23 protein-coding genes and 3 pseudogenes are annotated in these 19,886 nt (G+C 42.6%); 6 read left to right on the plus strand and 20 right to left on the minus strand.

Annotation, left to right across the window (positions count from 1 at the left end; genetic code table 11):
- Nucleotides 1-6: 6 nt before the first annotated feature.
- Complete coding sequence (locus NSU16_RS12665) at nucleotides 7-156, minus strand: hypothetical protein (protein ID WP_003229985.1); 150 nt, start codon at nucleotides 154-156, stop codon at nucleotides 7-9.
- Between the two features lie 40 nt (nucleotides 157-196).
- Between NSU16_RS12665 and NSU16_RS12670 the strand changes: the two genes are divergently transcribed.
- Nucleotides 197-331 carry a YqzM family protein gene (locus NSU16_RS12670; RefSeq protein WP_010335005.1) on the plus strand — a complete coding sequence of 45 codons (135 nt, stop codon included), beginning with the start codon at nucleotides 197-199 and terminating at the stop codon, nucleotides 329-331.
- 38 nt (nucleotides 332-369) lie between these two features.
- On the opposite strand, the gene NSU16_RS12675 is transcribed toward NSU16_RS12670, so the two are convergent.
- The 3 genes from NSU16_RS12675 to NSU16_RS12685 form a co-directional block, all read right to left on the minus strand.
- The gene (locus NSU16_RS12675) at nucleotides 370-2,700 is read right to left on the minus strand and encodes a DNA internalization-related competence protein ComEC/Rec2 (RefSeq protein ID WP_268505137.1); all 2,331 of its coding nucleotides are present in this window, start codon (nucleotides 2,698-2,700) and stop codon (nucleotides 370-372) included.
- 3 nt (nucleotides 2,701-2,703) lie between these two features.
- Nucleotides 2,704-3,273, minus strand: coding sequence for a ComE operon protein 2 (locus NSU16_RS12680; protein ID WP_010335007.1), 570 nt, complete (start codon nucleotides 3,271-3,273; stop codon nucleotides 2,704-2,706).
- A gap of 66 nt (nucleotides 3,274-3,339) precedes the next feature.
- Nucleotides 3,340-3,957, minus strand: coding sequence for a helix-hairpin-helix domain-containing protein (locus NSU16_RS12685; RefSeq protein ID WP_268504969.1), 618 nt, complete (start codon nucleotides 3,955-3,957; stop codon nucleotides 3,340-3,342).
- Between the two features lie 83 nt (nucleotides 3,958-4,040).
- Here NSU16_RS12685 and comER point away from each other — a divergent pair, with 83 nt between their 5' ends.
- Nucleotides 4,041-4,862 carry a late competence protein ComER gene (comER, locus tag NSU16_RS12690; RefSeq protein WP_268449344.1) on the plus strand — a complete coding sequence of 274 codons (822 nt, stop codon included), beginning with the start codon at nucleotides 4,041-4,043 and terminating at the stop codon, nucleotides 4,860-4,862.
- 64 nt (nucleotides 4,863-4,926) lie between these two features.
- On the opposite strand, the gene NSU16_RS12695 is transcribed toward comER, so the two are convergent.
- The 8 genes from NSU16_RS12695 to NSU16_RS12730 are packed head-to-tail and all read right to left on the minus strand — an operon-like array spanning nucleotide 4,927 to nucleotide 9,937.
- Nucleotides 4,927-5,670, minus strand: coding sequence for a class I SAM-dependent methyltransferase (locus NSU16_RS12695; RefSeq protein ID WP_268504968.1), 744 nt, complete (start codon nucleotides 5,668-5,670; stop codon nucleotides 4,927-4,929).
- Entirely contained in the window at nucleotides 5,667-6,023 is a 357-nt protein-coding gene (rsfS, locus tag NSU16_RS12700) for a ribosome silencing factor (protein WP_168748278.1), read from the minus strand. Before rsfS ends, NSU16_RS12695 begins: the two co-directional genes overlap by 4 nt.
- Before the next feature lie 17 nt (nucleotides 6,024-6,040).
- Complete coding sequence (gene yqeK, locus NSU16_RS12705; protein ID WP_168748279.1) at nucleotides 6,041-6,601, minus strand: bis(5'-nucleosyl)-tetraphosphatase (symmetrical) YqeK; 561 nt, start codon at nucleotides 6,599-6,601, stop codon at nucleotides 6,041-6,043.
- Nucleotides 6,591-7,160: a nicotinate-nucleotide adenylyltransferase gene (locus tag NSU16_RS12710; RefSeq protein WP_010335014.1), complete on the minus strand. Its 570-nt coding sequence runs from the start codon at nucleotides 7,158-7,160 to the stop codon at nucleotides 6,591-6,593. Before NSU16_RS12710 ends, yqeK begins: the two co-directional genes overlap by 11 nt.
- A gap of 10 nt (nucleotides 7,161-7,170) precedes the next feature.
- Nucleotides 7,171-7,461 (minus strand): ribosome assembly RNA-binding protein YhbY, encoded by a 291-nt coding sequence (gene yhbY / locus NSU16_RS12715; RefSeq protein WP_268504967.1) that lies wholly within the window; start codon nucleotides 7,459-7,461, stop codon nucleotides 7,171-7,173.
- Nucleotides 7,461-8,297 (minus strand): shikimate dehydrogenase, encoded by an 837-nt coding sequence (gene aroE, locus NSU16_RS12720; RefSeq protein ID WP_268504966.1) that lies wholly within the window; start codon nucleotides 8,295-8,297, stop codon nucleotides 7,461-7,463. The genes yhbY and aroE overlap by 1 nt, the downstream gene beginning before the upstream one ends.
- Before the next feature lie 18 nt (nucleotides 8,298-8,315).
- Nucleotides 8,316-9,416: a ribosome biogenesis GTPase YqeH gene (gene yqeH / locus NSU16_RS12725; RefSeq protein ID WP_010335017.1), complete on the minus strand. Its 1,101-nt coding sequence runs from the start codon at nucleotides 9,414-9,416 to the stop codon at nucleotides 8,316-8,318.
- Between the two features lie 2 nt (nucleotides 9,417-9,418).
- Complete coding sequence (locus NSU16_RS12730; protein ID WP_010335018.1) at nucleotides 9,419-9,937, minus strand: YqeG family HAD IIIA-type phosphatase; 519 nt, start codon at nucleotides 9,935-9,937, stop codon at nucleotides 9,419-9,421.
- A gap of 361 nt (nucleotides 9,938-10,298) precedes the next feature.
- Here NSU16_RS12730 and NSU16_RS12735 point away from each other — a divergent pair, with 361 nt between their 5' ends.
- Complete coding sequence (locus NSU16_RS12735) at nucleotides 10,299-10,439, plus strand: sporulation histidine kinase inhibitor Sda (RefSeq protein ID WP_003226124.1); 141 nt, start codon at nucleotides 10,299-10,301, stop codon at nucleotides 10,437-10,439.
- 348 nt (nucleotides 10,440-10,787) lie between these two features.
- Here the strand turns inward: NSU16_RS12735 and NSU16_RS12740 are convergent, their stop codons facing one another.
- Both NSU16_RS12740 and NSU16_RS12745 read right to left on the minus strand, forming a co-directional pair.
- Nucleotides 10,788-11,519: an SGNH/GDSL hydrolase family protein gene (locus NSU16_RS12740; protein WP_229146778.1), complete on the minus strand. Its 732-nt coding sequence runs from the start codon at nucleotides 11,517-11,519 to the stop codon at nucleotides 10,788-10,790.
- Nucleotides 11,520-11,765: 246 nt separating this feature from the next.
- A complete protein-coding gene (locus NSU16_RS12745; protein ID WP_168748283.1) occupies nucleotides 11,766-12,518 on the minus strand; it encodes an N-acetylmuramoyl-L-alanine amidase in 753 nt (250 codons plus the stop codon).
- Between the two features lie 194 nt (nucleotides 12,519-12,712).
- On the opposite strand from NSU16_RS12745, the gene NSU16_RS12750 reads away from it, so the two are divergent.
- On the plus strand, nucleotides 12,713-13,339 hold the full coding sequence (locus tag NSU16_RS12750; protein ID WP_229146777.1) for a TVP38/TMEM64 family protein: 627 nt from the start codon (nucleotides 12,713-12,715) through the stop codon (nucleotides 13,337-13,339).
- A 20-nt stretch (nucleotides 13,340-13,359) separates the two neighbouring features.
- On the opposite strand, the gene gnd is transcribed toward NSU16_RS12750, so the two are convergent.
- Nucleotides 13,360-14,253: a phosphogluconate dehydrogenase (NAD(+)-dependent, decarboxylating) gene (gene gnd, locus NSU16_RS12755; protein WP_339191041.1), complete on the minus strand. Its 894-nt coding sequence runs from the start codon at nucleotides 14,251-14,253 to the stop codon at nucleotides 13,360-13,362.
- Nucleotides 14,254-14,555: 302 nt separating this feature from the next.
- Here gnd and NSU16_RS12760 point away from each other — a divergent pair, with 302 nt between their 5' ends.
- Nucleotides 14,556-15,284, plus strand: a complete 729-nt coding sequence (locus tag NSU16_RS12760) for a DUF308 domain-containing protein (RefSeq protein ID WP_339191044.1) — start codon at nucleotides 14,556-14,558, stop codon at nucleotides 15,282-15,284.
- Nucleotides 15,285-15,317: 33 nt separating this feature from the next.
- On the opposite strand, the gene NSU16_RS12765 is transcribed toward NSU16_RS12760, so the two are convergent.
- Nucleotides 15,318-15,743: a NucA/NucB deoxyribonuclease domain-containing protein gene (locus tag NSU16_RS12765; RefSeq protein WP_339191046.1), complete on the minus strand. Its 426-nt coding sequence runs from the start codon at nucleotides 15,741-15,743 to the stop codon at nucleotides 15,318-15,320.
- A gap of 176 nt (nucleotides 15,744-15,919) precedes the next feature.
- Here NSU16_RS12765 and sigK point away from each other — a divergent pair, with 176 nt between their 5' ends.
- The gene (gene sigK / locus NSU16_RS12770) at nucleotides 15,920-16,648 is read left to right on the plus strand and encodes an RNA polymerase sporulation sigma factor SigK (RefSeq protein WP_174754429.1); all 729 of its coding nucleotides are present in this window, start codon (nucleotides 15,920-15,922) and stop codon (nucleotides 16,646-16,648) included.
- 128 nt (nucleotides 16,649-16,776) lie between these two features.
- On the opposite strand, the pseudogene NSU16_RS12775 reads toward sigK, so the two are convergent.
- From NSU16_RS12775 to NSU16_RS12790, 4 genes and pseudogenes are all read right to left on the minus strand, one after another.
- Nucleotides 16,777-16,945: pseudogene (locus NSU16_RS12775) on the minus strand (recombinase family protein); the annotation flags it as partial.
- Nucleotides 16,903-17,081 (minus strand): annotated as a pseudogene (locus NSU16_RS12780) (hypothetical protein). The pseudogenes NSU16_RS12780 and NSU16_RS12775, both read right to left, overlap by 43 nt.
- A 140-nt stretch (nucleotides 17,082-17,221) precedes the next feature.
- Nucleotides 17,222-18,377, minus strand: a pseudogene (locus tag NSU16_RS12785) (IS3 family transposase).
- Nucleotides 18,378-18,510: 133 nt separating this feature from the next.
- The gene (locus NSU16_RS12790) at nucleotides 18,511-19,716 is read right to left on the minus strand and encodes an MFS transporter (protein WP_339191049.1); all 1,206 of its coding nucleotides are present in this window, start codon (nucleotides 19,714-19,716) and stop codon (nucleotides 18,511-18,513) included.
- Nucleotides 19,717-19,886: the final 170 nt, after the last annotated feature.

Genomic DNA, 19,886 nt, shown 5'->3' on the forward strand with positions numbered 1-19,886 from the left:
TCTATCCTAAATTGAGTTTGCAAAATAGTAAAGAGGAAGCCTGACAGCGGCTTCCCCATTTATATTAAACGCCTGTTCGCAAGCCCCCGGGACAGCTTGTAAAAAGGCGATAATCACCAGAACAGAAAACGTTACCTTAGCTTCTAGATTTTTCAAATCGATTCCATTATACTTAAGTCAGTCAGGGGGGATGAAATTGAATGATTTTGAAAAAAACGTTCAAAGCAAACGAAATGATGCTGTAGATTCAGCGGTTGGTTTTGTTGTGTCCTTCGGATTTTTCGCCTTATTGTTTGTCATGGCAACGGTTATTCACCTGGTTGGTTCATAACACGACTGCCCGGGCTGCTGATTTCTCGGCAGTCTTTTTTAATTCTCCTTTGTCATATCTGATGTATCATATGGAGGATAGACAGAAAAGGTTCCTGATCCGTTTTTGTACGTGTATTGGATCGTGCCGCTTTGATCAGTGCGCAGCACACGGATGGATCGGCTCTTTAACAATTGAAGAACTTCTTGATGCGGATGATGGTACCTATTGTTTTCTCCCGCTGAGATGATCGCCGTTTTCGGCTGAAGCTGTTTGATGAATTCTTCACCGGTAGAGCCCTTGCTTCCATGATGCCCCACCTTTAACACATCCGCTCTTATATTTGGGAAGACACTAATAATCTCCTGTTCCCCCTCTTTTTCCAGATCACCCGTCAGGAGCCAGCTGAGACTGCCTGTTTTCATCCATAGAACGAGAGAAGAATTATTTTTACTTGCCGGATCAGGCGTTTCCGGTGACAGCACATGAAACTGCAAGTCCTTTATTTGCAATACATCACCCCGCTTCACCTCTTCAATTGCCACCCCCTCCTGTCTGGCAGTCCGCAGCACTTTCTCATCATGAGGTTCAGAAACAAACCCTTTCGGAATGATGAGACGCTTTACTTTATGATGCTTCAGCAAAACCTCTGCCTCTCCGATATGATCCTGATCTGCGTGCGTCAGTATCAGCGCATCAAGCTGCTTGATGCCCTTTGCCGTTAAAAAAGGGATCAGCACCTTTTCCCCCAGTGAAAAAGGATGCTGTTTTTCCCGCCAAGGCTCTGACGAATAAGACAAAGTGCCTCCTGTATCAATTAAAACACGGCCTTTCTGATAGGGTGCACTGACAAACATACTGTCACCTTGTCCGATATCAATCATATCTACTTCTCCATCGGAACTAACATAAGGGAAAATAAAGAGCAGGGTAAGCGTTGCACAAAAAAGGCCTGCGGATACGGTCAGCCGGAGATATGAGCGTTTCTCGATACTCATAAGCAATATGATGACAGTGAGCGTGAATAAGAGAAGAAGAGCGGGTGCAGGACGTGAGATGATGATTGTGAATATTTCTATATCTGCGATTTTAGTGATCAGTCTGTTGGTCCAGGTCATCATTACATCAAACCAATAGAACAGAAATTGACCGACGGATGCTGAAAAAAATAATAGAATCACTCCTATAACAGCAGCCGGTAAAATACAGAATGTATAAAAAGGCACCAACACCATATTCATCGGAATGCTCATAATAGAAAACTGCTGAAAATGATACAGAAGAATGGGTAGTGAGCCTAGCTGGGCAATAACAGATACCATCGTCAGCTGTCCCAGACCCGTTTTGCTATGCTGAAAAATAGATGATGAGAGAATTAAAGAAAAACTGACCGCAAATGAAAGCTGAAATCCAGCTTCAAAAAGGTAGTAGGGATTAAAAAGCAAGAGGACGATATACGAAAGACAGATTACCCCTGCAGAATTCACCCGCTGCTGAAAAAGGCTTCCCGCTAAGTAGATGCCCGACATCAGAGCGGCTCGGAGAACAGAAGGCGCTGCGCCTGTCAAAATAACATAGATCGGCAGAAACAAAAGGAGTAGGATTGACGCATTTTCTCTTGTTATACCCAGACGGATCATTGCGTAAAATAGGCCAGCTGTCAAAATTCCGACATGGAGGCCTGAGATGGCTAATAGATGGACAACACCTAGATTTTGGTAAGCGTTAAGCACATCGTCATCCAAATAAGACCTCTCACCTACAGTAAGCGCCTGTACGATTCCTGCTGAATCTGACGGAAGCTTGGTGTTCGTGAATGATACGATGTATTTTCTCAAACTGAGAAGCTTATACCGGACACCTGAAGACTGACTGCAATTTCTAATAGATGTGACAGAGTAGCTCCAATGAATATGCTGCCGGTAAAGATACTGGTGATAATCAAATGTTCCCGGCACTGTTGCTTGTTTGGGCTTCTCCAAAGTACCAGTCAATTCGCATGCCATACCCGGCTCTAGATGTGACAGTTTGTCTTTCTCAGCTAAAGACTGAATCCGATAAGAGGCAGCCCATTTTTCGCCATCAGGCGTCTTGATCAACAAAGACATCCGATCTCCGTCAATTTTAGGAATACTATGAACGACCGCCTTGAAGTGATAGCTGCCCTGCTTGTACGAAGAAGTATTTTGAAAATCTGTAATCTTAAACAGGGCAAAATTGAGCACAAAAGAGAATAAACATACAAAAATGAGTGGAGCCTGTCTTGTTTTGACTGACACAATTAGAAGAAAGAGGAAGAAGAGAAAGACAGCGGAGAAATAAGAGGCGGCAGAAATTCCAGCCGTTGCTGAAGCTGCCGCCAAAGGCAATAATAGACGCGAATGTCGCATCAATCACACATAACTCGTAAAAAGTTTATTAGCCTGTTCATGTATTTTCTTCAAATCTTCCTCTGCGAGACCGGCATCCGCTAATTTTTCTAAAAGCCCCGCTACAAATGAAAGCTTTTCTCTGTTTTTCAGATCAACGATCATCTCATCAAGTTCAACCTGTTCAACCGTAACGCCAGACTGCTCAAATAGCTCCTGGGCATACGGATGTGTTTTATAATCCTCAGCGTAATATACTGTTTTGATACCGGCTTGAATGATAGACTTACAGCACTGAATACACGGATAGTGCGTAACATATATCTCCGCTCCATCTGTCGGCACTCCAAATTTAGAGCATTGAAGAATCGCATTCATTTCCGCGTGAATCGTTCTCGCGCAATGATCGTCTATCATTAAGCATCCTTCGTCCGCGCAATGTACGCCGCCTGCGATTGATCCATTATATCCTCCTGCAATCATACGTTTATCTCTGACAATGGTAGCGCCGACAGACAATCTCGGGCAGGTGCTGCGCAGTGCCAGTAAATGGCTTTGAGCCATAAAATATTGATTCCATGAAATTCGTTCCACGTTGTTCCCTCCAAATGTTGTGTTGCCTGTTCTTTAGTTTACCTATCATCATACATGACCGTCAATTCACTTTACTGTAATGGAAGACTTTATTTTTTCAAATGATTTTTCGCCAATTCCCGAAACCTTTGTGATATCTTCAATTGCCTGGAAACGCCCGTTCTCTTCCCGATATGCAATAATCGCTTCGGCTTTTGAAGGCCCTACTCCTGAAATGTTTTGTAAATCCTCTAATGTTGCTGTATTGATATTGACCAAGGCCTCTTTCCCCGTGCTGCTTTGTACAGCACCTCCGGCCGCTTGCGGCGGCTCCTCTTCTCCCTCACTCGGTATATACACCACTGTACCGTCCTGCAAAAGTTCCGCCAAATTCACTTGCGTTTCATCTGCTTTTTCGCCGATGCCTCCTGCTTTCTCAATAGCCTGTGACACTCTGTCCCCTGCATGCATTTCATAAACGCCGGGATGCTTAACAGCACCTTTTATGTCAATTACAATATTTTCTTCCGCTTTGTCTTTTGTCACTTCCTGCTTAACCTCAGCATTATCCTTTTCACTAGATATCACTTGTTTTACAGGCTCTTTGTTATGCCCGATGAAAAAAAAGAGACAAAGAACCGCAATGAGAACAGCAGCAAAGGCCACTGACATGATGATCATTTTATGTTGATTCAACCAATTCAACTGGCATGCGCCCCGCTTTCGTCATATTTTGTTTCTTTATCACATATGGTTTAGAGGATAATAGCTCAAAGGAGGGGAAATCATTGAAGATTGGCTTTATCGGCACTGGAAATATGGGTACGATCCTTATTGAATCATTTATTGAATCACAAGCAGCCGATCCCTCAAACATCACAATCACAAACCGCACAATTGAAAAAGCGTTGAAGATAAAAAACCGCTACAACAGCTTAAACGTTACAGAGAGCCTTGAAAAGCTTGTTGCAGAAAATGAGATGATTTTCATCTGTGTAAAGCCGCTTGATATATATCCATTATTGTCAAGGGCAGTTCCTTATCTAAGAAAGGATCACATTCTCATTTCCATTACAAGCCCGCTTCAGACTGATCAGCTGGAACAGTATGTGCCATGTCAGGTGGCACGAGTAATCCCGAGTATTACAAACCGGGCGCTTGCTGGCGTTTCTCTCGTCACCTTCGGCAAAAGCTGCGGGGAGGCGGCAAAAACAAAAATCAACGAGCTGATGAAGCACATTTCGAATCCGCTGCAAATTGAAAGTGACATCACAAGAGTAGCGTCAGATATCGTGAGCTGCGGACCCGCTTTTATGAGCTATCTGGTACAGCGGTTTATAGATGCAGCCGTTACGGAAACGTCAGTGTCTAAACAGGACGCTATTCACATGTGTAAAGAGATGCTTGTCGGGCTGGGAAAACTGTTAGAAACCGAATTGTATACTCTTCCTGCATTACAGGAAAAGGTTTGCGTAAAAGGCGGTGTGACAGGAGAAGGCATAAAAGCCCTCGAAAGCGGTGTACAGGATATGTTTCATCGGGTGTTTCAAAATACGCATTTGAAGTATGAAGAGGATATTTCCGCGGTGAAGAAGCAGTTTCATGTGTAAACGAGTATGCCATAGTCTTTTGTTGTATGCAAAATGGTAAAAAAGCATTTTAAAAACCATCGTCTTAGTAAACGATGGTTTTTAATTTCTGTGCTTTAAAGAAAAGGCGTTCAGAGTGTGGTGACGGGGCTGAATCGGTAAAATCAGCGGTGACCTTATGAAGCTGAAAACCGCAGCCTGCCAGCATTTCTTCGTATTCATCCACTCGGAACGTTCTTTGCTCATGCGTCTCATCGAAGCGGTCGTACGCCTCTCCGTTCCAAACAAAAAACGTCATATCATGAATGGCGGAAAGCTCTTCACTACCGGCAAAGCTTTGCCAAATATAGCTGATATCTTCGTCTTGATCAGCAAACGTGCTGCCAGGAAAAACCTCGGTTATTTTATACGGTGAATGAACATCAAACAGCAATATGCCGTCCGGCTTCAGCACCTGAAATACACTTTTAAAGGTATTCATCACGTCATTTTTCGTTTTTAAATAATTCAAGGAGTCACAGCAGATCGCAACCGCATCAAACTGGCCTTCAAAACCGGTAATCTCTCTCATGTCCTGCTGAAGGAAAAGAATCGGCTGTTTAGCTGGTACTTTTTGCTGGGCGTATGAGAGCATTTCCTCACTGAGATCAATCCCAGTGACTTCAAAGCCTTTTTCGGCAAGCCGGATTGAAATTTCTCCGGTGCCGCATGCCAAATCGAGAATACGGCCTTTTTCCGGCAGAGATGCTTCAATCCACTCTGTCCATTTGTCGTAAGGTGCGTGAGACATTAACTCGTCATACACGCTTGCAAAGCCTTGGTAAATCATTGGTTCATTCCAAGTTCCAGGTCTGCGAGCGGAGCATCTCCCCACAGTTTTTCTAGGTTGTAATAGCTTCTTTCGTCCTTGTGAAACACATGGGCAATCACATCCCCAAGGTCAACTAATACCCATCTTGCCTCATCGAAGCCTTCCATCTTTTTGACTTCAATGCCGTTTTCTTCTGCCTGGTCCTTGATTTCACGCGCAATGGCCTGAACTTGTTTATCTGAATTACCGTGGCAGATCAGAAAATAATCAGCAACCAGAGAAATTCCTTCCATATCCAGTGCTAAAATATCCTCTGCCCGCTTATCGTCGCAAGCCGCAGCTGCAATATTTAAAATGGACTTTTGATTCATTCACATATTCCTCCTGTTCATTTGCCAGACACAAGCCAGTTATAAGTTAAACATGTATCTGGAAAAACCTGTTGATTTTTTTTCATTAGAAAAATCATTGTATTTTTGATCGACTGAATCAACGCTTGATTCAAATCCGTTTCGGCTAGTTCGCGCACCTCATCAACACCGGGAAATTTACGGCCTGGTTCAATATAATCGGCAACGTAAATGACTTTTTCTAAAAGCGTCATGCCCGGACGCCCAGAGGTATGGTATCTGATCGCGTCAAGAACATCTTCGTCATGAATTCCCGCTTCCCTCTGGACTAGGTAAGCGCCGACCGGAGCATGCCACAGCTCCGGGTTGTGATCTAACAGATGCGCGGGCATGTTTTCTCTGGCAATAATTTGTTTCATTTCTTCTTTTGGACGGAATTTGGCGTAATCATGAAAGATAGCCGCCGTTTCCGCTTTTTTGGAGTCGGCGCCAAAGCGCTCCGCAAGTTCAATCGCCGTGTTCATTACGCCAATTGTATGGATATATCGATGCTCGGTCAATTGCTGCTTGACGCAGGCAAGTGCCTCCTCACGATTCATATAAACCATTCTCCTCTACATACTTCTTCACTTTATCAGGGATTAAGTAGTCAGTGGGCTTCTTGCTTTTAAACCGTTCCCTTATCATAGTCGATGATACCTCAAACTCCGGAACGTCTGCAAAGAGAAGCGGATAAGGGGTTTCAACATGAAAACCGGGGCGCTTTACTCCGATAAATTGAATAAGGTTCAGCAGCTCGTCCAGCTTATACCATTTCGGCAGGTATTCAATCATGTCAGCACCAATGATAAAGAATAGCTGATCATTCGGATATCGCTGCTTTAGTAAAGAAACGGTATCAAAGGTATATGACGGCCCTTCTCTTTCCATTTCAGCCAGCTGCAGCTTAAAGGATGGATTAGACTGGATCGCAAGCTTCAACATTTCCACCCGATGAGTGCTGTCTGTATAGTCTTCATCCTGTTTATGCGGAGGTATTTGATTGGGCATAAACCAAATTTCGTCGAGCTCCGCCTGATACAGCACCTCATTCGCCATTAAAAGGTGACCGTTATGCGGAGGATCAAACGTGCCTCCAAAAATTCCGATTTTCTTCATTTCAACCACCTTAAGGAAGCTCGATCTGTTTATTTTCCTTTGATTCCTTATATAAAACAATCGTATTGCCAATCGTCTGAACCAACTGTGCGCGGCTTCCTTTAACAAGAGTTTCCGCAACATCATTTTTATCGTCTTCGCAGTTTTGAAGAACGCTGATTTTAATCAGCTCTCTCGCTTCAAGCGCTTCAGAAATTTGTTTAATCATGTTGTCATTGACTCCGCCCTTTCCTACTTGAAAAATCGGGCTTAAATGGTGCGCTTTTGAACGCAAGAAACGTTTTTGTTTTCCTGTTAGCATTATTTTCCTCCTAATTTCCCTACTACAATAGATCTCATTTTTTCAACATCAGGTTCATGTCCCGTCCACAAGCGGAAAGACAATGCCGCCTGCTCAACAAACATGCCGACTCCATCCAGTGTTTTCAGACCTTTTTGCTTTGCTTCTTTTAATAGTGAAGTCTGAATCGGATTATACACGATATCGCAAACAACCGCACTGCTTGCCGCACGCTGCAGCGAAAGCGGAATATCTTCCACGTTTGGATACATGCCTACAGATGTTGTATGGATAATTACATCATACTGCTCAAGCCGTTCTTCTGCTTCTTTTATGCTTAACACTTCTACATTGCGGAACGAGGGAGCAGATTCTGTGAGCTGTTTGGCTTTTTCTATCGTTCGATTGCAAATATCAAACTTTGCCGGATTGTCGCGGACGATCGTCGTAAAAATCGCTCTCGCTGCCCCGCCCGCGCCGATCATTAAGAAAGACAGCTCGGAGATTGGTTTGTCCAAAATTCTCATTAAAGATTTCACAAAGCCTTCTCCGTCTGTATTATATCCGACAAGCTTGTCTCCTTCTCTTCTGACAGTGTTAACGGCACCAAGCACTTTTGCGCTCTCATCAATATGATCGAGATGATCCATGATGGAAACCTTGTGCGGAACAGTCACATTGATGCCTTGTACGCCAAGAGCTCTTATCCCTTTTACCGCATCTTCAAGACTATCCTCTTCCACCTTAAATGCATGGTAGTGTCCGTCCAAACCAAGATCCTTCAAAGCCGCGTTATGGATATCCGGCGACATGGAATGCGCAATCGGATTTCCGATAACCCCGTACAGCTTCTTCATACCCCTCTCCCCTTTTTGTTAAATTAATGAGCGCCGAACAAATACGTGAACGCCTTTTGGCGCATAAGCCGTTATCTTTTTATCCGCGTCATGCACCGTTACCCAGCCTAACCCAGAAAAAACGATATCTGTCTTTTGCTCTTTCATCGTAAACGTATGGGCAACCAGTTCTGGAAACTCATCCATATCATCTTTTCCCGGCGGTGTGAGCAATTCTCCTGCGTGCTTTTCATATAGCGCGTCAGCATTTTCCAGTTTCGTTCTGTGAATCATTAATTCATTCGGCATATAGCAGACAAAGGCAGCTCTTTCACCTGAAACATAATCAAACCTTGCCAGTCCGCCGAAATACAGCGTTTGCTGATCGTTTAGCTGGAATGTGCGCGGCTTCAGTTCCTTTTTGGGCGAAAGCACTTTTAAATCCTTTTTGTTTACATAGTGCGCCATTTGATGGTGATTGATGATTCCAGGTGTATCATAAAGCGCTGAGCCGTCATCTAACGGAATTTCAATCGCATCAAGAGTTGTGCCCGGGAATTGCGATGTTGTGATGATGTTGTCTTCACCGGACACTTCTTTGATAATCCGGTTAATGAACGTTGATTTCCCTACATTGGTACAGCCGACAACGTAAACATCCTTGCCGTTACGGTAATGCTCAATCGCATCAATGACTTCTCTGATTCCCTGGCCGCGTCCCGCACTGACCAAAAATACGTCAATCGGTTTTAAGCCGAGCTCTTTCGCCTCGCGCTTCATCCACTGGATCAGCCGTTCTCTTTTGAGCGATTTAGGCAGAATATCCGCCTTGTTTCCGACTAACAATATAGGATTTCCTCCGACTAAGCGCTGCAATCCATTAATCCAGCTGCCGTTAAAATCGAAAATATCAACAATTTTAACGACGAGAGAATCGGTTTCTCCAATTCCATGAAGGATGTTTAAAAAGTCATCATCCGTTAAGGAAACGTCTTGTATTTCATTGTAGTTTTTCAGTCTGAAGCAACGCTGGCAAATCACGCTTTCTTTAGAAAGCGAAGCCGGCGGCGCGTATCCCAGACCGTTTTTGTCCTCGGTTTGGATTGAAACTCCGCAGCCGATACAAACAACCTTTTCCATTCTTATTCCTCCCACTGAATGTGCCCTTTTCGTTTGAGAGCACTCAGTATTCTGCGTTCTACCTGGCGGTTAAAACGCGTAATAAAGCCGTCTGAGGAAGCGACAGGCACGACCAGGATCGTATGGTAGCCGTTACGGTTCCCGCCGAGTACATCAGTCAGCAGCTGATCTCCGATGACAACACAGTCCTCTTTTTTCAGCTCCATATTGCGCACTGCTCTATTAAAGGCTTTGCCCATCGGTTTTCTTGCTTTATAGATGAATGGTATACCGAGCGGTTCCGAGAAAAGTTTTACTCTTCGCTCATTATTATTAGAGACAATCGTCACTTTAATGCCGTGCTCTCTCATTTCTTCAAACCACTCGATCAATCGCGGCGTCGCGTTTGGTCTGTCCCATTCAACAAGCGTATTGTCCAGATCAGTGATAATTCCTTTTACATTTCGTTCCTTTAATTTTTCAGGTGTAATATGAAAAATATTTTTTACAAACTCGTCAGGTAAAAAAAACTTTTTTAACAAAACCCGCACCCTTCCCTTTTCTTTCTCTTAAAATTTATGTCGAAAAAAATCGAACTTGCGCTTAAAGAAAAACTGAGCAAAAAAATTTCGACAAAAATTGGGTTTCTTCACCAGGTGTGGATAAATTTACACACACTATCCACTCTTATTACATCACTCTTTAGACAAATTATAAACATGATACTCACAAGTTATCCACTTTTTGGTGTGGATAACAGAACGATTGTTCTTATATGCAATTCATGGTAGATTAAAGATAATCTTCAGCTTCAGATGAACGCAACCTATAAATGTATGTCACAAAGTCATGAATGATTCCAACTATGAAGGAGGTGTCTCTCCCATTAATTGGGTTCCTAGCATGAGAAAATTGTCTGATGAACTATTAATAGAATCCTATTTCAAAGCCACCGAAATGAATTTAAACCGCGACTTTATCGAGTTAATCGAAAACGAAATAAAAAGAAGATCGCTCGGACATATTATTTCCGTATCTTCTTAATAGGAATTTGTCTATATTTTCCGGGCGTATTTCCTTTTTTTACTCAGATGACTGATATTATATCACTTCAGTTACGCGCTTTACTACTGTTTTCAGCAAAAAACACCCCTAAAAAGAGGTGTTTTCAGGGCTGGATTTCATGTGAACCAATACACTCCGCCCACAATCAGGAGAACAACAATCAAAACAACGATAAAAGCGTATCCGTATGCTCTGCTTGCTCCATATGGCCAGCCGCCGAATGGATACGTGTATAAAACCCGCTGTACATGTGAAGCGCGCCTCCTTAAAAATGTTTCTATAACAGCCTATGTAGGAGAAATAAAACGGCTTAGGCCTTTGTCCAGATCAGCGCTTCAGGACCTGCCCATCTTGTATCCCTTCATAAACAACCCTTGCCCCTTTTGGTGTCATATGATTGCCTGAAGGATCTATCAAGCCGGATTGGATAAGCGCTTCATCAGTAGCTTCTCCACCGTCTGCTTCTATAAAGTGTTTCCAGTTGTCTACGAGAGGCACATTCATATGTTTCGCGACATCTCTTGTAATATCATTGTATGAGTTATGCCACTTTCTCGCCCCGCCTTTTGATTCAAAAGCAGCCGCTTTATACCTGGAATAGTAAAAGAGGTGATGCTTTCCGTTTCCTTCAATAATAGGAATACACGTCATTAAAACAGGCTTGATGCCGTGTTTTCTGCTTTCTTTTATAAAGTAAACCAGATTCTCTCTGAAACGCAGCTTTGACACTCTCGGCTTTCCTTCAGCCAGAATCGCGGCGTCATTAGTGCCAAACATAATAAAAAGATGCTTAGGTTTTTGATCGAGTACATCTGTTTGAAACCGTAAACGGGCATCTTCTGTCGTTTGTCCTCCAATTCCTGCATTGAGGATATCAAGATTCCCGCGTTCAGCCGTTTTTAATATATTGACCCACTGCTGCGCTTTTGGATAGTCACGATAATCCCAATTAGAGCCGCGTGTATTGCTGTCACCAAATGCTACCACGTCTTCGTATCCCCTTCCTTCGCATCCTGCTGTAACGAACAGCACTAGGAAAAGGATGAACATATACTTCATCTTTACACCCCCAAAAGCTTCACCTTTATGTTATACCTCTGCTCTGTTTCATTCAACGCAGAGTTTTTTCGTTATAGCGTTCTCTCTATTGTTAACGTGTCCCTCTCGACTAAAATCATTCTGTTTCCATTAAGGGGTGATATATCTATTTCAGTTCCCGTCTTTTCCTGCGAAAAAACACTTCAGAGAGTTGATTGCAATAACCTGCTTCCGCCAGAGGAAACAGGCTACTGATTACCTCTGCATTTATTTTAATTTCGCTTTAAGCTTGGCCTTTGTTTTCGGTCCGTAGATACCATCAGCTTTTAATCCATTCATCAGCTGAAAACGTTTCACGGCATTTGCTGTTTTCGGTCCATAAATGCCGTCAATACCGTTATTCTTCGCACCTTTATCGGGGTAAAAATGAAGTGCTGCTAAAGCCTTTTGCAGCTGAAGAACTTTTGTGCCTTTTCTATAAGGCGCAGTAAGTTTTATTACTCCTGAAGGCAGAGGATAAGATTTGGGTGATTCTTTAGATGGCGTATCAGAGGAAGAAATTCCGTTTTTGAATGCACTCCATTGATTTAAGAGTTTGCGGGGACATTCTTTTCCGGACCATTTTTTGTGGGGAACAACACGATCCAGCGAAATATTGTGATCCTTCATCAATTTTTTGATCAGCCACTGCGCATTAGCTACTGCTTTGTCAAAATCGCCGTCTGCATTTTCGCAGATTTCAATCCCGATTGATTTGCGATTCCCTGTTCCATCGGTGCCGTCGCCAGCATGCCACCCGTTTTCAGTAAGAGGCAGATGCTGATAGATGTCTGAATCGTCTACTGTAAAATGCCAGCTGACAGATGTACTTGGGTTTTTTACATAATCAGCGTGCATTTTTGCATCGGCACCTTTGGCGGTATTTGCTGTATTGTGCACCGTAATGTAGGCAGGTGTCATCGCATAGCCGGGACGGTTATCGTTTGATTTTGGTATAAAATCTTTTTTTATCGCTACCATTTCTATCCCTCCCTACTATTAAAGAATGCAGCAACGAGTGAAATGGACAGCCTATTTTACTAGCTAAAAAAGAATTGTATTCCCCCCCACTCGTATGACAGTTGAACCTCCGAAATGGTACAAGTTATACTAACGTAGATGCCGGAGATTCTGCCTCCTGACATCGCCACAAGTGTTGGGAGTGGATAATTGATATGTTAAAAAAGACTTTAGGTATAATCTTGATCATCGCCGTTATTGCAGTCGGGTTTTATCAGAAAGAAGCTTGGCTTGATGCTATAAAAGCAGGCGGCTTGATCTCCGTTTTATGTAGTATGCTTCTGATTGCAGCCGACGTCTTTTTCCCGATTGTGCCGTTTGCAATTATTGCAGCTTTAAATGGCGCTGTGTTCGGAATTGCAAATGGCGTTTGGATTACACTGGCCGGTTCAATGCTCGGTACAATATTGCTATTTTTTCTCGCGAGGTACAGCTTTCGTGATTGGGCTAGGAAAAAAATAAAAGCTTACCCTGCTATAAAAGGATACGAGGCTTCCTTCGATAAAAATGCGTTTACCGCTGTTTTATTGGGAAGACTTATCCCTGTTATTCCTTCTCTTGTCATGAATGTTGTATGCGGACTAAGCAGTGTTCGGTGGCATGTTTTTTTCGTCGCCTCTTTAATAGGAAAAATCCCAAATATATTAGTTGTTACCATTGCCGGCGCCAATTTCTCCAGCAACAAATTACTATCTTTCAGTATTTACGGGGCCTACGTTCTGATCCTGATGCTGATCATATATAAAAAGTTTCCTCATCTTGTAAAAGTGTCAAAAAAATAAGGGCGGCCCGCTTTGCCCCCTTACTTTTTTTCTGTTGCATGTCCTCCAAATTCATTACGGAGCGCAGCAACGACCTTTCCTGTAAACGTATCGTCTGTTAACGAACGGTATCTCATCAAGAGCGACATCGCGATCACCGGGGTGGCTGTCTGCAAATCTAGTGCCGTTTCCACTGTCCATTTCCCTTCCCCTGAGGAATGCATGACGCCTTTGATCTGTTCCAGCTTCGCGTCTTTAGAAAAAGCTCGCTCAGTCAGCCCCATAAGCCACGACCTTATGACAGATCCATGATTCCATACCCTTGCAACTTTCTCGTAGTCAAACTCAAACGGGCTTTTTTCCAGCACTTCAAATCCTTCGCCAATAGCAGCCATCATTCCGTACTCAATGCCATTATGAATCATTTTTAAAAAGTGGCCGCTGCCCGCTTCTCCGGCATATAAATATCCATTTTCAACAGCAGTATCCCGAAATAGCGGCTCGGCAATTTCCCATGCTTCCGGGTCTCCCCCCACCATAAAACAGGCTCCATGCCGTGCACCTTCCATTCCGCCCGACGTCCCCGCATCGAGATAATAGATACCCGCTTCTTTCATATGATTATAGCGACGAATCGATTCTTTATAATGAGAATTTCCGGCTTCGATGATAATATCACCTGTGCTTAATAAAGGTGTCACATCACGCAAAACAGTATCGACCACGCCATGGGGCACCATAACCCATAGTATTCGCGGCATGTCTAATGAAGAAATCAACTCTCTTATACTCGTTGCCCCCTCAGCCCCATAAGATATCAGTTCATCAACAGCAGCTTGGTTCACGTCATAACCGATTGCTTGATGATTGCGGTCGATCAATTGCTTTCCTATGTTGATGCCCATTTTCCCTAAGCCGATCAATCCTATTTTCATGTGAGTTCCTCCTGGTTGTCTAAACTCTAAAGCCCTTACTCTTTATGTTCCCTGTGAACTGCTTTGTGATACGTCCTGTTTTCTCAAACAAAAAAACAAAAGCGGTCCGTGATCAGCCAGAGTGATTTCTTTTCCCGTGTCATATCGTTTCTGTATGATCTTTATCAGAAAGAGGGTGTGATAATCATTTGGCGCCTTCATGAATTACAGCAGAAATCGTGGAAACATCCTTGATTTCCTCTCTATTTAAGTTAAAATATGGGAAGAGAATTCAATTTATTTCTAGCTAAGAAGGTGACAACTTGCAGGATCAAACACAAACAATCATTGGAATTAAGAAAACCGCGAAATGTTTATTATACGTTACACTTGCAATGATCGGTCTTCTCATTGGTTATTTCTTTCATCAGCTTGCGAAATGGGCATTATCCCTGCCGTGGATTCCATTAGAAGGCCCTCTTCGGCTTGTTGCCTCTTTTCACGGATCACCGGTGAAGTTTATCACCGCGCTGCTTGGCCTGATTGCCGGTATATGGTTCGCTCATTCAATCATCAAAATGCTATTAACTGTACACATTACAGACGACTCCGTGAAATTAATGAAAGGCAAGCATGTTCAAACGCTCAACTCGGAAGACATTGCTCTGGTATTTATTGATCATAAACGGCTTGTCCTCTTAGGAACAGACGGATATGAACTGGCACGTGAAGAAATAGATGAAAAACCTAAAATCATTGAGCAGGCCTTTAAAAAACACCATTACATATGGTCGGCAGAAGGTGACCCGTTTAAAGATAAATTTCGACGATGGGTACCTGAATCACCCGATCTCTCTCCAAGCGCTCATGCTATATTGAAGGCTCGTCAGAAAGCACTGAAAAAAGAGGAAACAGACGACATTGAAGATTTTCGTCTTGAACTTGCAAAGATCGGGATCGTTGTACCTGAAGAAGGCCCACGCCAGTATTGGCGAGAAGCAGAAACGTATCCTCCTCAGGAAAATCAGCCTAGCGGCAACATAGGATCATAGCAAAAGAGGCTCAATTCTGAGCCTCTTCTTTTATTACTGAACAATAAACAACACTTTGGTGCCATCTGGATAACCGCTCATTTGATTTCCTACCCATGAACCGGCGCCGCGATTATCAGAAGGCGTTACATAGCGGACATCGGCTCCGGCGCCTCCTTCTTCACAAACTGCCATCGGCCATTCATCTCGATCAAAACCAGGCTTCGTCGGAATTCCTTTTAATGATTCCTCCCGCCTTTTGTCCGCTCCATCACGATCAATTGTACAAATATCAGAATGTCCTTCGGCAATCGCATCTCTTATATGATCCCCGGTTTCCGGATAACGAGACAACGGAAAGTATAAAACTTTGTCATATAAAGCAGCCCCCTTGACCTGTTGCGGAGCCGTCATATCCTTTCCCAATAAACAAAGAAAAGCTGCTGCCGCCAGAAGAAGCATTGCCATCCATCTTTTCATCCTCATCCCCCCATACAGTTTCGTTCATTTAAATGTATGGGGGCAGCGTAAAGATTATTTTAAAAAACAAAACCTAAGCTCCCCATTGAGAAATTTCCCGGTACAGACACAGACAGCCTTCCGATCACATACATTGACATATAGGCTTTTGCCTACATAATCATGTGGAGGTGACGATGGTGACAGGTGTTTTCGCAGCGCTCGGTTTTGTAGTTAAAGAGCTTGTCTTTTTAGTATCTTACGTGAAAAACAATGCCTTTCCACAACCGCTCTCAAGCAGCGACGAAAAAAAATACTTAGAGCTCATGGCTAAAGGGGATGAGCATGCAAGAAACATGCTGATTGAGCATAATCTTCGCTTGGTCGCCCATATTGTAAAAAAGTTTGAAAATACAGGTGAAGACGCAGAGGACTTAATCTCCATCGGAACAATCGGGCTGATCAAAGGAATTGAAAGCTATTCCGCCGGCAAAGGGACAAAACTGGCGACGTATGCTGCGCGGTGTATTGAAAATGAAATCCTCATGCATTTGCGAGCACTAAAAAAAACAAAAAAAGACGTGTCCCTTCATGATCCGATCGGGCAGGATAAAGAAGGGAATGAAATAAGCCTGATCGATGTCCTGAAATCAGAAAATGAAGACGTGATTGATACAATCCAGCTCAATATGGAGCTTGAAAAAGTGAAGCAATACATTGACATTTTAGATGACCGTGAAAAGGAAGTAATTGTCGGGCGGTTTGGGCTTGATTTGAAGAAGGAAAAAACGCAGCGTGAGATTGCCAAAGAACTCGGTATTTCGCGTAGCTATGTATCGCGGATTGAAAAGCGGGCGCTGATGAAGATGTTTCATGAGTTCTATCGGGCGGAGAAGGAAAAGCGGAAGAAAGCGAAGGGGAAATGATTTAGAAAGGCCGGATCTAATATTCCGGCTTTCTCTATTTCATTAAAGTTTCTTTTTAAAAAAATAGAGAAAGAATATATGAAAGAGTTATGAAAATCATTTTTTGTCATCGCTGATAAGCTCTCCGAGAAACAGATGACATTACTTAAAAGCCCTTTACTTGCTTACTTGCATCCTCTCTCAAGCAATCCAAAGCCGGACGTTATAAAAGCTCGCGCTAGAAACCCCTTCATAGCATGCTTCAACACACCTATTTATACAGGCCTCGATCTGGCTGTCGATGCTCGATCCCTTGATCGCTTGTTCCTCGGTTGATACCCTTACATATATTGCGATCACCCTGTATCTCCTTCCTATAAAGTTTTATTAAATAATGATAGCAATCGTTAATGCATTTTTCAGCTTGCGGTCCCTCGATGATGATTACCTTCATAAAATGCATCACCCCTTGGGTAATGCTATGTAACAGCTGTTTGTCCAAATAAGGTCATTTTCAAAGAATATGAAAACAAATAAAAAAACCGAGGTTTAAGGGACTGACCCCTGTTTTTGAGACAGGGATCAAAACACCTTTTATACAGCCAATTGCCGATAGCTTATCGGTGATTGGCTGTTTAGTTTCGTTTGAATACGAATGTTGTTATAATAATAAATGTATTCTTTGACAGTGCGTTCTACGATGGCGGTCGTGGTTCGATTAATGCTGTTAAGATAGAACGTTTCAGACTTTAGTGAGGAATGAAACGATTCGATGGAGGCATTATCAGCGGGCGTCCCTTTGCGGGACATGCTCATGGTAATGCCTTTTGTTTTAACAGCTTTCTGATACTCATAAGATGTATACACAGATCCTTGGTCACTATGTAACACGCAGTTCTGAGGCAGTGTTGGCAGTTGATCAAGTGTGTTTAAGACAAAGTCTGTGTCCTGCTTATCTCCAATCGTGAAAGCAATTACTTCTCCATTGTATACATCCAATATACTGGAAAGGTACAATTGTTTCTGTCCATAAGGCAAATACGTGATATCCGTTACTAGTTTTTCAAGAGGATGATCGGACTGAAAGTTCCGATCTAATATATTATCAACCACGGCATATGGCTGCCCATTCTTCTTGCGCTTTTTCACCTTAACCCGGCACTGCCACTGATTTTTCTGCATGATACGCTGAACCGTTTTATGGTTAATACGCATTTCCTTTTTTAATATAGCTGTAATTTTTCGATATCCATATCGATACTTGTGCTCTCGACACAACGTGCCGATTTGTTTTTCCAAATGGCACTTGGGATGATCTTTCATCAGTTCAGGTTCTTCTTCCAACGATAATAAGACGCTCGTGAGATACCTAAATGAACACAGATATTCTGTACGGTCATTGTGCCGTGCAATACTTCTACAAGTTCGACTGACGTTTGGCTATCAACTTCCTTTCCAATTCGTTGTACTTTTTTAAAACTTCATTCTGTTGTCTCAGATAACGGTTCTCTGCCTGCAGTTTCTCTAATTCGGAAGAATACTCCGGACCTTTTCCGTAAGTGTATTGCTTACCAACAGGCTGTTCAAATCGATGTGTATCCCCAGCTTTATGCCATCTAACCCATGTCTGAACCTGCGTCTTATTCTTGATATTCAATTCCTGCATGATCTCTTTCATAGGCACGCCTGCCAATCTCATTTCTACAGCCTTCTGTTTGACTTCAATCGGATAACTCATTCTTGTTCCCATACAAAAAACACCTCCAAGTCTTATTTCGGATAACAACTATCCGTTTTCAAACTTGAAGGTGTTTTTTATTTATCTCATTTTATGGGGTCAGTCCCTTAAATCATCGGTTTTTTTTACTATCCCCACTAGGTTCTCAAGTTTTCGCTAAGCTTTCTCCCAACCGGTTTTCTTTCCACATAATTGTAATACCGAAGCCAATGACCATAATGACAGCAGCGAAAAGATAAGGATAGTGGATGTTTACGTCAAATAATATTCCGCCCATGGCTGGCCCTCCGATATTACCTAAGCTCGTATAGGTTGAGTTCATTCCAGCAACAAATCCTTGCTCTTTATCGGCAGCTTTTGATAAAAAAGTCGTCAATGCCGGGCGAAGCAAATCAAATGCGAGGAAGATGAAGCAAGTTACCGCTAGCACTGCTAAAAAGCTAGAGATTACAGTAGATGCCACTGCCAATATTGCACCTATAATTAACAATAATTGAATTAGTTTCTTTTCACCAAGTATATCTACAATTTTTCCAAACATAAATAATTGAATAACAACTCCGAAGATTGAGCTGATTGTAATAATAGTTGCAATTTCCTTCGGCGTAAAGCCAAATTTATGATCAGAAAATAGGCTGAAAACTGTTTCATATGCTGATAATCCGAAAGCAAGTACAAATACAATAATAAAGGCAGTAAAGTAACGTGGATTAAGTGATCTTTTGAAATCGCCTATTAAGTTTGTTTGCTTTGTATTTGCAGAAATTTCTGCAATCTGTTCCTTTGTTAGCGGCTCTTTTAAAATAAATATGGATGAAATGCATGCTAAAAAGGCAATGCCTGCCGCAAAGAAGAAGGGCATACGTATACCGTATTCTGAAATAAAGCCACCGATGCCAGGTCCGATAATAAAGCCAGTACTAATGGCGGCAGAAATATAGCCTATCGCTTTTGGACGTTCCTGAACGGATGTAATATCTGCAACAAATGCAGTAACGCCTGTCATAATAAAGGCAGCACTAATTCCCCCTAGAATCCTTGATATATAAAGCACTGATACAGTCGTGCCTAAACTAAAGATAAGTTCTGAAACACCAAAAAGAAACAAACCGCTTATGATGATTTTCTTTCTGCCATAATGGTCAACCCATCGTCCTGCGAGCGGTGATATAAGCAGTTGTGCTACCGCAAGTACGGCGACAAGATAGCCCATCGTTTTTCCCGATAAATGCATGATATTCATAAAAGACGGCATAACGGGGACGATGAGACCTATACCTAGAAATGCAATGAATATATTGCTAAGAAGTATAATTAATACCAACTTTTGTTCTTTAATTGTTTTCTTCATATATAAACACCCCTTTCTATATAATCATTGATGTACAGTGCCTCTCCAAAATAATGTCCAAGAGACTTCTAATTTATTACTCAAGCGTTTTTCATCATTACCGTATACAAGCTCCAGCACAACATTGGAATCGACTACACCTAAGAAGGCGAGAGTCGAAGTTTTGTTAC

The sequence above is a fragment of the Bacillus sp. FSL K6-1003 genome (assembly GCF_037964945.1).
Taxonomy (GTDB): Bacteria; Bacillota; Bacilli; order Bacillales; family Bacillaceae; genus Bacillus; species Bacillus mojavensis.

Excerpts from the sequence above, each read along its gene's own strand:
- NSU16_RS12675 (WP_268505137.1), bottom strand. The coding sequence starts at position 2,700 with ATGCGACATTCGCGTCTATTATTGCCTTTGGCGGCAGCTTCAGCAACG.
- NSU16_RS12695 (WP_268504968.1), bottom strand. The coding sequence starts at position 5,670 with ATGATTTACCAAGGCTTTGCAAGCGTGTATGACGAGTTAATGTCTCAC.
- rsfS (WP_168748278.1), bottom strand. The coding sequence starts at position 6,023 with ATGAATCAAAAGTCCATTTTAAATATTGCAGCTGCGGCTTGCGACGAT.
- yqeK (WP_168748279.1), bottom strand. The coding sequence starts at position 6,601 with ATGAATCGTGAGGAGGCACTTGCCTGCGTCAAGCAGCAATTGACCGAG.
- NSU16_RS12710 (WP_010335014.1), bottom strand. The coding sequence starts at position 7,160 with ATGAAGAAAATCGGAATTTTTGGAGGCACGTTTGATCCTCCGCATAAC.
- yhbY (WP_268504967.1), bottom strand. The coding sequence starts at position 7,461 with ATGCTAACAGGAAAACAAAAACGTTTCTTGCGTTCAAAAGCGCACCAT.
- aroE (WP_268504966.1), bottom strand. The coding sequence starts at position 8,297 with ATGAAGAAGCTGTACGGGGTTATCGGAAATCCGATTGCGCATTCCATG.
- yqeH (WP_010335017.1), bottom strand. The coding sequence starts at position 9,416 with ATGGAAAAGGTTGTTTGTATCGGCTGCGGAGTTTCAATCCAAACCGAG.
- NSU16_RS12735 (WP_003226124.1), top strand. The coding sequence starts at position 10,299 with ATGAGAAAATTGTCTGATGAACTATTAATAGAATCCTATTTCAAAGCC.
- NSU16_RS12740 (WP_229146778.1), bottom strand. The coding sequence starts at position 11,519 with ATGAAGTATATGTTCATCCTTTTCCTAGTGCTGTTCGTTACAGCAGGA.
- NSU16_RS12745 (WP_168748283.1), bottom strand. The coding sequence starts at position 12,518 with ATGGTAGCGATAAAAAAAGATTTTATACCAAAATCAAACGATAACCGT.
- NSU16_RS12750 (WP_229146777.1), top strand. The coding sequence starts at position 12,713 with ATGTTAAAAAAGACTTTAGGTATAATCTTGATCATCGCCGTTATTGCA.
- gnd (WP_339191041.1), bottom strand. The coding sequence starts at position 14,253 with ATGAAAATAGGATTGATCGGCTTAGGGAAAATGGGCATCAACATAGGA.
- NSU16_RS12765 (WP_339191046.1), bottom strand. The coding sequence starts at position 15,743 with ATGAAAAGATGGATGGCAATGCTTCTTCTGGCGGCAGCAGCTTTTCTT.
- sigK (WP_174754429.1), top strand. The coding sequence starts at position 15,920 with ATGGTGACAGGTGTTTTCGCAGCGCTCGGTTTTGTAGTTAAAGAGCTT.
- NSU16_RS12790 (WP_339191049.1), bottom strand. The coding sequence starts at position 19,716 with ATGAAGAAAACAATTAAAGAACAAAAGTTGGTATTAATTATACTTCTT.